Source organism: Brevibacterium pityocampae, from assembly GCF_039541555.1.
GTDB classification, from domain to species: domain Bacteria; phylum Actinomycetota; class Actinomycetes; order Actinomycetales; family Brevibacteriaceae; genus Brevibacterium; species Brevibacterium pityocampae.
The window spans coordinates 105062-117476 of the sequence record NZ_BAABGL010000018.1; the positions used below are offsets into that span (position 1 = coordinate 105062).

Consider the following 12415-nt stretch of genomic DNA (forward strand, 5'->3'; position numbering starts at 1 on the left):
CGCGCCCGCCTGCGCTCTCACATGAGGGAGCGGAGGCGGGCGCGCTGCCGCTCGAGGATCTGCAGCTGCTCGAGCAGGCGGCCGCTCGTCGCCGCGTCGGCGGGATCGGCGCGCTGGAGCCGCGAGTGGAGCTCGTCGGCGATCCGCACCATGTCCTTGTCGAAGAGACGCGCGATGATCCCGCGCGCATAGCGCTCGACCCCCGCGGCGTCCTGGGCCGGGAGCGGTTCGACGGCGAGGCGCCCGACGAGCCCGCGCAGCTGCTCCGGCGCGGCCTCGAGCACCTTCTCCGGCCAGCTCTCCGGGTCGGCGAGCCCGGCCCGGATGCCACCGGCGGCGCGCATCGCGTCATGGACCCCGCGGTGGGCGGGATCGGTGAACACCTTGCCGTTGAGCCCGTCGAACAGGGTCGCGTTGACGAAGGTCGGCTGCTGGAGGGCGACCTGGAGCGCGCCGCGCTCGACGCGCAGCCCGGTGACGTCGACCGGTCCCCCGCCGAGCTCCTGGGCGTAGGCGTCGACGGCCGCAGCGGTCTCCGCCGGGGATTCGGTGGGTGCAGGCAGTCCGCCGCGCTGGTCCCGTCCGCGCTGGTCCCGTCCGCCAGGTCCCGCCGGTCCGGGACCGCCCGGGCCGCGCCCGGCCGCCGGATTGCGCCCGGCAGCGGGATTGCGACGTCCGTCGCCGCGGCGCTGCGCGGCACGCACGGCCTGGGCCACCTCGGCGGGATCGATGCCGATGTGTCCGGCGACGAACCGTTCGTAGCCGGGACGCATCGCGGCGTCCCGGATCTGGGCGATGACCGGTGCGGCGGCGCGCACCGCCCCCACCCGGCCCTCGACGGTGCTGAGATCGAAGCGGTCGACGCTCGAGGTCAGCGCGAACTCGAAGAGCGGGCGGCGCGAGTCGATGAGCTCGCGCACCGCGGCGTCCCCGTGGGCCTGCCGCAGGTCGCAGGGGTCCATGCCGGAGCGCTCGACGGCGACGTAGGTCTGGGCGACGAAGCGCTGGTCCTCCTCGAAGGCCTTGAGCGCGGCCTTGCGACCGGCCTCGTCCCCGTCGAAGGTGAAGACGACCTCGCCGCCGTGCGTCTGGTCGTCGCCGAGCAGCCGCCGGGCGATCTTGATGTGCTCGGCGCCGAACGCGGTGCCGCAGGTCGCGACCGCCTGCTCGACCCCGGCGAGGTGGGCGGCCATGACGTCGGTGTACCCCTCGACGATGACGATCCGCTTGGTGCGGGCGATCGCGCGCTTGGCGAGGTCGAGGCCGTAGAGCACCTGGTTCTTCCGGTAGAGCACGGTCTCCGGGGTGTTGAGGTACTTGGGCCCCTGGTCGTCGTCGAACAGGCGCCGGGCGCCGAACCCGATGGTGCGGCCGGTGACGTCGCGGATCGGCCACACGAGGCGCCCGCGGAACCGGTCGTAGATGCCGCGCCGGCCCTGGCTGACGAGCCCGGAGGCGATGATGTCCTCGGTGACGTAGCCGCGGCCGCGCAGGTGGCCGAGCAGCGCGTCCCAGGACTGCGGGGCGAAGCCGACCCCGAAGGTCTGCTGCGCGTCCTCGTCGAAGCCGCGCTCGGCGAGGTAGGTCCGCCCGATCTCCGCGGCCGGGGAGCGCAGCTGCTCGCGGTAGAAGTCCGCGGCGACCTGGTGCATCTCGACGAGGCGCTGCCGGGTGCCTGCGGCCTCCCGATCCGGCCCGCGGCCCTCCTCGTACTGGAGTGCGACCCCGGTCTTCTCCGCGAGCCGCTCGACGGCCTCGACGAAGGTCATCCCGTCGATCTTCTGGAGGAACGCGAACACGTCCCCGCTCTCCCCGCACCCGAAGCAGTGGTACATCCCCACCTGGGGTCGGACGTGGAAGGACGGGGTGCGCTCGTCGTGGAAGGGGCACAGGCCCTTCTTCGAGCCGACGCCGGCGCTCTTGAGGGTGACGTGCTCGCCCACCACCTCGTCGATCCGGGCGCGTGACCGGACCTCGTCGATGTCCTCGCGGCGGATCAGGCCGGCCACTAGAGCAGGCTCGCTTCGTCGGCCTGCATCCGGTGGTAGGCCGCCCAGGCGGAGTGGTCGGTGAGCGAGGCGACCTGGTCGACGACGACGCGCAGCCGTTCGGCATCTGACGCAGCCTCCCGGTGGTCGAGGAGGAACATCGTGTCCATCGCCTCGGGCCGTTCGCTGAAGTACTCGCCGAGCGTGGTGAGCACCCGGGCCTGGATGCGCTGCAGGCGCAGGCGGTCCTCGGCGACCATGACGGTGACGGTCGCCAGCCCCTTGAGGACGGCGATCTCGTGGCGGGTGGCCTCCGGCACGACGAGGTCGCCGTCGTAGCGGCCGAGCGGCTCCCAGCCGAACTCCTCGCGCGTCGCGGCCTCCGCGGCCCCGGCGAAGCGGCCGATGAGCTGGCTCGTCATGTGCTTGAGCCCGGCCTGCGAGCGACGGGAGCCGTCGTAGCGCTCGCGCGGCCAGTAGGCCGCCGACTGGAGCCGGTCGAGGGCGGAGATGATCTGCTCGTCGCGCGCCTCCGGCAGGTACCAGGAGCGGGTGATGTCGATGAGCCCGCCGAGCGCGTGGTCGTGGTGGTAGGCGAAGAGGTCGAGGTGGCCGGCGAACACCGCGTCCTCGACGTCGTGCACGGAGTAGGAGATGTCGTCGGCGAGGTCCATGAGCTGCGCCTCGATGCAGCGACGCGTGTCGGTGCGCCCATCGCGGAAGAACGCGAACACCGGCAGGTCGTCGGCGTAGGCGCCGAACTTCCGCAGCGGCGCCCCGGTGGTGGGCTTCACCGGCGCCTCGTCGCGCGACCAGGGGTACTTCGTGCACGCGTCGAGGGTCGCGCGGGTGAGGTTGAGCCCGGCCGAGGCGCCGTCCTCCGTGAGGACCTTGGGCTCGAGCCGGGTGAGGATCCGCAGTGTCTGCGCATTGCCCTCGAAGCCGCCGATGTCCCGGCACAGCTCGTCGAGCACGGTCTCCCCGTTGTGCCCGAACGGCGGGTGGCCGAGGTCGTGGCTCAGGCACGCGGTGTCGACGATGTCGGGGTCGCAGCCGAGGTAGCGGGCGAGCTCACGACCCACCTGGGCGACCTCGAGGGAGTGGGTGAGCCGGGTGCGCACGAAGTCGTCGCTGCCCGGGGACACGACCTGCGTCTTCGCCCCGAGCCGGCGCAGGCCCGAGGAGTGGAGCACGCGGGCGCGGTCGCGCTGGAAGGCCGAGCGGCGCGGGTTCTTCGCGGCCTCGGGCACCCAGCGCTCCTGGTCGTGGGCGGAGTACTCGGCGAGGCCGCCCGGGATCCCCGTCATCCTCAGCCCCCCGAGACGTCGAGCTCAGCGAGCGCGAGGTCGGCGCGCCGGGATTCCTCCATGACGCGGGAGTCGAGCCAGCCCTCGGGCAGGTGGGGCCGCTTGGGCCGGGTGGTGCGCCCGCGGGAGCCCTCGGCGTCGCGGCCGGGGTAGGGCGCGCTGCGGTCGAGCCCGTCGAGGTGCTCGCGGAGCTCGGCGAGCGAGGACACCATGGCGAGCGCGCGGCGCGCCTCGCCGCCGACCGGATAGCCCTTGAAGTACCAGGCGATGTGCTTGCGGAGGTCGCGGACGCCGTAGAACTCATCGCCGTAGTACTCCGCGAGGTACACCCCGTGGGTGTGGACGGCATCAGCCACCGCGCCGAGATCCGGGCGGATCCGCTCCTCGCTGCCGGCGAAGGCGTGCGCGAGGTCCCCGAACAGCCACGGGCGACCCTGGCAGCCGCGGCCGATCACGACCCCGTCGCAGCCGGTGGTGCGCATCATCTCCAGGGCGTCCTCGGCGGCGAAGATGTCGCCGTTGCCGAGCACCGGGACGGTGTCGCCGAGGTGGTCCTTGAGGCGGGCGATCGCGTCCCAGTCCGCCTGCCCGGAGTAGAGGTCCGCGGTGGTGCGGCCGTGCAGGGTGATCGCGGCGACCCCGGCGTCGCGGGCGATCCGGCCGGCCTCGAGGTAGGTGAGGTGGTCGGCGTCGATGCCCTTGCGCATCTTGATGGTCAGCGGGATGCCCCCGCGGGAGGCTTCGCGCACCGCGGTGGTGACGATCGCGGTGAACAGGTCGGTCTTCCACGGCAGCGCGGAGCCCCCGCCCTTGCGGGTGACCTTGGGGACCGGGCAGCCGAAGTTGAGGTCGATGTGGTCGGCGCGGTCCTCCTCGACGAGCATCCGCACCGCCTGCCCGATCGTCACCGGGTCGACGCCGTAGAGCTGCACGGAGCGCGGGGTCTCGTAGGGCTCGTGGTGGATGATCCGCATGCTCTTGGGGCTGCGCTCGACGAGAGCGCGGCTGGTGACCATCTCGGTGACGTAGAGACCGGCCCCGTACTCGCGGCACAGCCGCCGGAAGGCGGTGTTCGTGATCCCGGCCATCGGCGCGAGCACGACGGGCGAGGACAGCTCGATCGGCCCGATCCGCAGGGCGGGCCGGGCGGCTTCCTTCGCGGTGGGCGCAGGGGCGTGGAGGAGGGATGCAGCAGTCACCGCACCATTGTCCCACCACGAGTCAAACCGGGGTGCGGTGTCCACAGCTCCCGGCACCGGGGACGCGCACGCCGGTGCGAGCCCGGACTCACCCCTCCCGCGGCGGGTTGAAGGCGGGGATCCCGGTGAGGTGGGCGCCGAGGATGAGCGTGTGGACCTCGTCGGTGCCCTCGTAGGTGCGCACGGCCTCGAGGTTGTTCGCGTGGCGCTGCGGCGAGTACTCCGCCGACACCCCGTTGCCGCCGAGGATCGTGCGCGCCTCACGGCAGATCGCGATCGCGTCCCGGGTGTTCGCCAGCTTGCCCACGGAGATCTGCACCGGGTCGAGCTCTCCTGCGTCCTTGAGGCGCCCGGTGCGCTCGGCGACGAGCAGCCCGCGCTGGATGTCGAGCGCCATGTCGACGAGCTTGCGCTGGGTGAGCTGGAAGGACGCGATCGGCGCGCCGAACTGCTCGCGGTCCAGGGCGTAGGAGCACGCGGTCTCGTACGAGTCGCGGGCCGCGCCGAGCACACCCCACATGATCCCGTAGCGGGCGTCGTTGAGGCAGGTGAACGGACCGGACAGGCCCTCCGCGCCCGGCAGCCGGGCGGAGTCGGGCACCCGCACCTCGGCGAGCTCGATCTCGCACTGGATCGAGGCGCGCATCGCGAACTTCGGCTCGATCACCGTCGCCGTGAAGCCGGGGGTGTCGGTGGGGACGACGAAGCCGCGCACCCCGTCCTCGGTCCGGGCCCAGATCACCGCGAGCTGCGCGATCGAGGCGAGCCCGATCCACCGCTTGCGCCCGCTGATGACCCAGTCGCCGCCATCGCGGCGGGCCACGGTCTCCATCGAGGAGGGATCGGAGCCGGCGTTCGGCTCCGTGAGCCCGAAGCAGCCGATGACCTCGCCGCGCGCCATCGCCGGCAGGTGCTCGGCCTTCTGCTCCTCGGACCCCCAGTGGTGGATCGCGCCCATCGCGAGCGAACCCTGCACGGACACGAAGGTGCGGATGCCGGCGTCGGCGGACTCGAACTCGAGGGAGGCGAGCCCGTACTCGACGGCGCTGCGTCCCGGGCAGCCCGGCGAGTCGAGGTGGATGCCGAGGTAACCCCGTTCCCCCATCTCGCGCACGAGCTCGCGGGGGAACTCCGCGCGCTCGAACCAATCGGCGACATGCGGGCGGATCGCCTCGTCGACGAAGCCGCGCACCTCGTCGCGGAATGCGAGCTCCTCGGCGCTGAACAGCGACTCGAGGCCGAGGAGGTCGGCCCGGGTGCGGAGTTCCCGGGTGCGCTCTGCAGCGGTGCTCTGGGCGATGGTGCGCTCGGTTCCGTGGGCCATGGCGTGCTCCTTCGTCGGCGATCGCCGTGTCCCGCGGGGCCGCGCGACACGCGGTGGATCTCGTCCGTCCCAGTCTGTCACGCCGCGGCGTAGCCTGGCACCGGGATGCGGGATCGCCCGCACCGCCGTGCACACGAGGAGGACCATGATCGCACTGCTCGCTGCGACGCCGATCCTCGTCACCGTCCTCGTGCTCGTGCTCGGCAGGCCCGCGACCTGGGCGGCCGCAGCCGCCCTCGTCACCGCGGCAGCTGCCGCCCTCCTCGCCTTCCGCACCCCGGCCGGAGTGCTGGCCGCGAGCGGTGCGGACTACGCGCCGCTCCTCGCCGAGGTGCTGCTCATCCTCCTCTTCGGGATGATCCTCGCCCGGCTCCTCGAGGCGACCGGCGCGATGGCGCTGCTCTCCCGCTGGCTGCAGGACGCCTCGACCTCCGTCCCGGCCGGCACCGCGCTCGTCGTGTTCGGGGTGGTGCCCTTCGCGGAGTCCGTCACCGGGTTCGGGATCGGGATCACCGTCGGCATCCCGATCCTGCGGCGCCTGGGCCACCGTCCGGCACCGGCAGCGCTGCTCGGGCTGCTCGGGCTCACCGCGGTCCCCTGGGGCGCGCTCGGACCCGGCACCGCGGTGGCCGCCTCGCTCACGGGGCTCGGGCTCGACGAGCTCGGCGTCGCCACCGCGTGGGTCAACGCGCTCCCGGTCGCGGTCGCGGTGGTCGCCGTGGCGGTGCTGTGCGGGGCGCGCCGGGATCCCCGGGCGGCCGTCCCCGTATTCGCCGCCGGCGCGGTCCTGTGGGCGGGTGTGCTCGGTGCGAACATCCTCGTCGGCACGCCCCCGGCCGGTGTGCTCGGTTCGCTCTCGGTCATCCTGGTGCTCCTGCTGAGCGCACGCCTGCGCGGTGCCCGGCTGCGCGGCACCCGGCGCACCGTGCTCGCCGCGGTGCCCTACCTGGTCCTCACCTGCGGCCTGCTCGCCGCCGAGGCCCTCGCCGGTCTCCTCGACGCCGTCTGGCTCGACGTCCTCGCGTCTCCCCCGGTGTGGCTGCTCGCCGCGTGCCTCGTCGCGGTGCCCGCCGCTCCGGGGCCCGTCGACGGGCCCGCGGTGGTGGCCCGGGCGGCGCGCGCCTGGGTGCCGGTGGGCGTGGCGACGGGTCTGTTCATGATGCTCGGCTGGCTCATGACGGCGACCGGGATGAGCGCGGCGATCGGGGCCGCGCTCGCGGTGCTCGGCAACGCGCCGGGTCCGCTGCTGCTCGCGCTCGGCGGCATCGTCGCCGGTTCGAACACGGGGGCGAACGCGATGTTCGCAGGCACGGTGGCCTCGATGGCGGAGTCGACGGGCGCTTCGGTGCTCGGACTTGTGGCGGTCGGCAACGCCGCCGCGGCGTTCGCGAACATCGCGACCCCGCCCCGGGTCGCGCTCGCGGTGCAGGTCGGGGCCGGGGACGAGGCGCCGGCCGACGGCGGGGAGGACACGGCAGACGGATGCCGGACCGACCCGGCGGCGCAGCGGGCCGAGCTCGAGCGCGCCGTCGTCCGGGTGCAGCGGGCCACCGTCCTCTGCGTGCTCGCCGCGACCGTGCCGCTCGCCGTCCTCGCTGCGCTGCTCTAGCCGTTCCGGCCGGGAACGGCCGCCCCGCGGTCCCGCTCCCGCGGGCGCACGCCCTCACCCGAGCGGACGACGAGTGCGGCGATGGCGGTGGTCGCGGGGATCGCGAGCACGAGTCCGATCGAGCACACGAGCAGGCTCACCACCTCGATCGCGAGGTCGCCGAGGGTGAGCGATTCGAGGAAGGACCGGGAGGACGATGCGACGAGGAGCAGCACGGTGAGACCGCCGCCGGCGAACGCGAAGGCGATGGTGTAGACGGTCGAGGCGATGTGGTCCCGGCCGATCCGCATCGCCGAGGCGAACAGCTCCCGGGCCCGGGCGTGCGGGCGGGCGAGGGCGAGCTCCCACACCGCCGCCGCCTGGGTGATCGTCACGTCGTTGAGGACGCCGAGGCCGGCGATGAGGATGCCGCACACCACGAGGTCGCCCGTCGACAGCTCCGCCGACCACGACAGCAGGTAGGTCTCCTCGGAGTAGATCCCGGCGAGCTTGGCCCAGCGCGTCCACAGCGCGCCGAGCACCCCGGTCACGGCGATGCCGGCGAGGGTGCCGAGCAGCGCGGTCGTCGTGCGCGCGGAGAACCCGTGGGCGAGGTAGAGCACGACGAGCATGATCACGGCGGCGGCTACGACCCCGACGAGCACCGCCGGGGAGCCGGCGAGCAGCGCCGGCAGCATGAACACGAGCATGACGCCGAAGGCGAACACGAGCCCGAGGAGCGCACGCAGCCCGCGCAGCCCCGCGACGAGGACGACGAGCAGCGCGTAGACGGCGGCGAGCACGGTCAGGGACACGTTCCGGTCGAAGTCGACGAACACGTAGTCCGCCGCTCCCGGATCCCCCGGGTCCGGGGCCGCCCCGCCGGGCGGGGCCTCGCCTGGCCCGCCGGTGATCGCCTCGGCGGCGGGATCGGAGGCCGCCTCGGCGTCCATCCCGATCGCCTTGACCCGGTCTCCCGGTGCGAGGCCGGCGCGCATCGCCTCGGGCGGGACGAACAGCGAGCCCTCGGCGCCGTCGACCTCGACGGTGATCGCCGCACACCCGGAGGACTCCGCATCCGGGCACTCCCGGAGGTCGACCATCGTCACCGTCCCGGACACGTACGTCGTCCCCTCCCCGAGCGCCGTCGGATCCCAGCCGCCGTCCTCGCCCGCGGCCGGCCACAGGAGCACGAGCCCGGAGACGGCGAGGACCGCCAGCGGGACGAGGAGTCCCAGCATGACGGTCCAGGCGCGCCTCGACGCCCGCGGAGCCCGGCTCCCGGCGATGAGGTGCATGCGCGGCAGGTCAGCCGGCGAGGTCGGTCGCGAGGTACGCGACGACCTCGTCGAGCGGGATCCGCTCCTGCGACATGTCGTCGCGGCGCCGGATGGTCACCGCGTCGTCGTCGAGCGTGTCGAAGTCGACGGTGATGCAGAACGGGGTGCCGATCTCGTCCTGGCGGCGGTAGCGGCGGCCGATCGCCCCGGCGTCGTCGAAGTCGACGTTCCAGCGCTTCCGCAGGTCCGCGGCGAGCTCCTTGGCCTTGGGCGAGAGCTTCTCGTTGCGGCTCAGCGGCAGCACCGCGGCCTTGACCGGGGCGAGCCGCGGGTCGAGCTTGAGCACGATCCGCTTGTCGACGCCGCCCTTGGTGTTGGGCGCCTCGTCCTCGGTGTAGGCGTCGACGAGGAACGCCATCATCGAGCGGGTGAGTCCGAAGGACGGCTCGATGACGTAGGGCGTGTAGCGGGTGTTCGCCGCCTGGTCGAAGTACTGCATCTTGTGCCCGGAGTGCTCGGTGTGGTTCCCGAGGTCGAAATCGGTGCGGTTGGCGATGCCCATGAGCTCGCCCCAGGTGCTGCCCTGGAACCCGAACTTGTACTCGATGTCGACGGTCGCCGCCGAGTAGTGGGCGCGCTCACCGTCGGGCACGTCGAAGCGGCGCATGTTGTCCGGGTCGATGCCGAGGTCGACGAACCAGTCCCAGCAGGCCTCGACCCACTCGTGGTAGTACTTCTCCGCGTCGTCGGGGTGGGTGAAGTACTCGATCTCCATCTGCTCGAACTCGCGGGTGCGGAAGATGAAGTTGCCGGGGGTGATCTCGTTGCGGAACGCCTTGCCGATCTGGCCGATGCCGAACGGGGGCTTCTTCCGGTTGGCGGTGACGACGTTGGCGAAGTTGACGAAGATGCCCTGCGCGGTCTCCGGGCGGAGGTAGTGGAGGCCCTCCTCGTTGTCGACGGCGCCGAGGTAGGTCTTCATGAGGCCGGAGAACTGCTGGGGCTCGGTCCACGCGCCCTCCTGCCCGGTCTCCGGATCGCGGATGTCGGCGAGCCCGTTCTCCGGCTCGCGCCCGTGCTTGGCGACGTAGGCCTCGATGAGGTGGTCGGCGCGGTAGCGCTTGTGGGTGTGGAGGGATTCGACGAGCGGGTCGACGAAGGTCTCGACGTGCCCGGAGGCCTCCCACACCGCGCGCGGCAGGATGATCGAGGAGTCGAGCCCGACCATGTCCTCGCGACCGCGCACGAAGTTCTGCCACCACAGGGCCTTGATGTTCTCCTTGAGCTCGACGCCCAGCGGCCCGTAGTCCCAGGCCGAACGGGATCCGCCGTAGATCTCACCCGCCTGGAACACGAAGCCGCGCCGCTTGGCCAGGGTGATGACGGAATCCAATGTCGATGCCACAGATGTCTCCTCGGTTCGGGGGCGAACGGCTGGCTGTCGTCCGCATGCGGATCCAGCGTATCGAATGCGCGCCCGGTTCGGACCCGCGTCCCGGTGCGCGGCCGCGCAGCGGCCCCGGGCGCGGCTGTGTCTTCCCTCACCCTCGGCGCCGAACCGCCCGGCTCGGGCACCGCGGCATGTAGACTGGCCGGACACCCAAACCTTTCACCGCCGTCATGGTGCCAGGAGTTCGACTGCCCCGGGCAGCGAGCACTGCTCGACGCACCGCGTGCCGCCCGGCACATTGCGTTCGTTGCGCGTCACGCGTCCTCGATTCGACGGCACCGGCCGATCTGCTCACCACCGTTGCAGTGCGGCTGCGCATGGGTCGATCGCCAAACCCGTCCACTGCGATCAAGTGTGTGCCGATCCGCGAAGAGAGCCTTTGATGTCCGCTGAGGATATGACCACCCCTGCCCCCGTCTCCACCGAGAAGACCCCCGAGAGCACCGCTCCCGCCCAGGCCGCACCGGCCGCGGCCGGGTCCGCCGCCGCTCCGGCAGCGCCCGCCGACGAGCTGCCGCCGTTCGACGCCTTCGACCTCGATCCCGCCGTGCTCGCCGCGGTCAAGGACCTCGGCTACGAGACCCCGTCCCAGATCCAGGCGCAGACGATCCCGCTGCTGATCTCCGGCCGCGACGTCATCGGCCTGGCGCAGACCGGCACCGGCAAGACCGCCGCGTTCGCCCTGCCCGTGCTCAGCCACCTCGCGCACGCCGGCCGCGCCTCCGAGGGCCCGTTCGCCCTCGTCCTCACCCCCACCCGCGAGCTCGCGCTCCAGGTGGCCGAGGCCTTCACAAGCTTCGCCGCCCACCTCCCGGACTTCTCCGTGCTGCCGATCTACGGCGGCCAGTCCTACGGCCCGCAGCTCGGCGGCCTGCGCCGCGGCGCGCAGGTGGTCGTCGGCACCCCCGGGCGCGTCATCGACCATCTCAAGCGCGGCTCCCTCAAGCTCGGCGACCTCCGCCACCTCGTGCTCGACGAGGCCGACGAGATGCTCAAGATGGGCTTCCAGGAGGACATCGAGGAGATCTTCGCGCAGGCCGGCACCGCCCGCCAGGTGGCGCTGTTCTCCGCGACCATGCCGAAGTCGATCCACCGGATCACCGGCCAGTACCTCAACGACCCGGCCGAGGTGCGGGTCAAGTCGAAGACCACGACGGGCGCGAACATCCGCCAGCGGTTCCTCACCGTCATGCACTCCCACAAGCTCGACGCGCTCACCCGCATCCTCGAGGTCGAGGAGTACGACGGCATCATCATGTTCGTCCGCACCAAGCAGGCCACCGAGGAGCTCGCCGACAAGCTGCGCGCCCGCGGGCTGTCCGCCGCGGCGATCAACGGCGACATCCCGCAGCAGGCGCGCGAGCGGACGGTCGAGCAGCTCCGCAGCGGCGCGATCGACATCCTCGTCGCCACCGATGTCGCCGCCCGCGGCCTCGACGTCGAGCGGATCTCGCTCGTCGTCAACTACGACATCCCGCACGACACCGAGTCCTACGTCCACCGGATCGGCCGGACCGGCCGTGCCGGCCGCTCCGGCGAGGCGATCCTGTTCGTCACCCCGCGCGAGAACCACCTGCTGCGCCAGATCGAGAAGGCCACCCGCCAGCGCGTCGAGCAGCTCACCCTGCCGACCGTCGAGCAGCTGACCTCGACCCGCATCGAGCGCTTCCAGAACCGCATCACCGAGGCGCTCTCCGGGCTCGACCTGTCCGAGGTGCGCCCTGTCATCGAGCAGTACGAGCAGGTCCACGACGTGCCCGCCAAGGAGATCGCCGCCGCACTCGCGGTGCTGCTCCTCGACGGCGAGTCGCTCACCGCGCAGCCGCTCCCCGAGCCCAAGCGCAAGCAGCGCGAGGACCGGGGCGAGCGCGGCGAGCGCGGGCCGCGCGGTCCGCGGTCGCGTGAGGGCATGCGCACCTACCGGCTGGCCGTGGGCCGCAACGAGCGCGTCCAGCCCGGCGGCATCGTCGGGGCGCTCGCGAACGAGGGCGGCCTGACCTCGGGTCAGATCGGCCACATCGACATCCGCTCGAACCACTCGCTCGTCGACCTGCCCGACGACCTGCCGCAGTCGGTGTTCGACCGCCTGTCCGGCACCCGTGTCCAGGGCAAGCGGATCGATCTGCGCCCGGACACCGGCCGCCCGGGCCGCTCGTTCCCCAAGAAGAACTTCGACAAGGGTCCGGGCGAGGGCCGCAAGTTCCGCCAGGAGCGCGACGGCAAGAAGGGCTTCTACCGTGGGGGCAAGGGCCGCTGAGCCCCACCCGCACACGGCCGCC

At 72.5% G+C, this 12415-nt stretch carries 8 protein-coding genes; 2 read left to right on the top strand and 6 right to left on the bottom strand.

The window, feature by feature from the left end:
- Window positions 1-17: 17 nt before the first annotated feature.
- From dnaG to ABD883_RS11785, 4 genes are all read right to left on the bottom strand, one after another.
- Window positions 18-2009, bottom strand: a complete 1992-nt coding sequence (gene dnaG, locus ABD883_RS11770; RefSeq protein WP_295687709.1) for a DNA primase — start codon at window positions 2007-2009, stop codon at window positions 18-20.
- A complete protein-coding gene (locus ABD883_RS11775; protein ID WP_295687707.1) occupies window positions 2009-3295 on the bottom strand; it encodes a deoxyguanosinetriphosphate triphosphohydrolase in 1287 nt (428 codons plus the stop codon). The genes dnaG and ABD883_RS11775 overlap by 1 nt, the downstream gene beginning before the upstream one ends.
- A gap of 2 nt (window positions 3296-3297) precedes the next feature.
- Window positions 3298-4494, bottom strand: coding sequence for a tRNA dihydrouridine synthase DusB (gene dusB / locus ABD883_RS11780; RefSeq protein ID WP_425548442.1), 1197 nt, complete (start codon window positions 4492-4494; stop codon window positions 3298-3300).
- A gap of 88 nt (window positions 4495-4582) precedes the next feature.
- The gene (locus ABD883_RS11785) at window positions 4583-5818 is read right to left on the bottom strand and encodes an acyl-CoA dehydrogenase family protein (RefSeq protein ID WP_345032294.1); all 1236 of its coding nucleotides are present in this window, start codon (window positions 5816-5818) and stop codon (window positions 4583-4585) included.
- Between the two features lie 145 nt (window positions 5819-5963).
- On the opposite strand from ABD883_RS11785, the gene ABD883_RS11790 reads away from it, so the two are divergent.
- A complete protein-coding gene (locus ABD883_RS11790; protein ID WP_345032296.1) occupies window positions 5964-7427 on the top strand; it encodes an L-lactate permease in 1464 nt (487 codons plus the stop codon).
- Here ABD883_RS11790 and ABD883_RS11795 read toward each other — a convergent pair.
- Complete coding sequence (locus ABD883_RS11795; RefSeq protein WP_345032298.1) at window positions 7424-8647, bottom strand: YibE/F family protein; 1224 nt, start codon at window positions 8645-8647, stop codon at window positions 7424-7426. The two genes, ABD883_RS11790 and ABD883_RS11795, sit on opposite strands and share 4 nt — an antisense overlap.
- A gap of 67 nt (window positions 8648-8714) precedes the next feature.
- Window positions 8715-10091 (bottom strand): glycine--tRNA ligase, encoded by a 1377-nt coding sequence (locus ABD883_RS11800; RefSeq protein WP_137319897.1) that lies wholly within the window; start codon window positions 10089-10091, stop codon window positions 8715-8717.
- A gap of 442 nt (window positions 10092-10533) precedes the next feature.
- On the opposite strand from ABD883_RS11800, the gene ABD883_RS11805 reads away from it, so the two are divergent.
- Window positions 10534-12393: a DEAD/DEAH box helicase gene (locus ABD883_RS11805; protein ID WP_345032300.1), complete on the top strand. Its 1860-nt coding sequence runs from the start codon at window positions 10534-10536 to the stop codon at window positions 12391-12393.
- Window positions 12394-12415: the final 22 nt, after the last annotated feature.

Bases quoted from the DNA above. Each gene is read 5' to 3' on its own strand.
- ABD883_RS11775 (WP_295687707.1), bottom strand. From the start codon at position 3,295: ATGACGGGGATCCCGGGCGGCCTCGCCGAGTACTCCGCCCACGACCAG.
- ABD883_RS11785 (WP_345032294.1), bottom strand. From the start codon at position 5,818: ATGGCCCACGGAACCGAGCGCACCATCGCCCAGAGCACCGCTGCAGAG.
- ABD883_RS11805 (WP_345032300.1), top strand. From the start codon at position 10,534: ATGACCACCCCTGCCCCCGTCTCCACCGAGAAGACCCCCGAGAGCACC.
- ABD883_RS11790 (WP_345032296.1), top strand. From the start codon at position 5,964: ATGATCGCACTGCTCGCTGCGACGCCGATCCTCGTCACCGTCCTCGTG.
- ABD883_RS11795 (WP_345032298.1), bottom strand. From the start codon at position 8,647: ATGCTGGGACTCCTCGTCCCGCTGGCGGTCCTCGCCGTCTCCGGGCTC.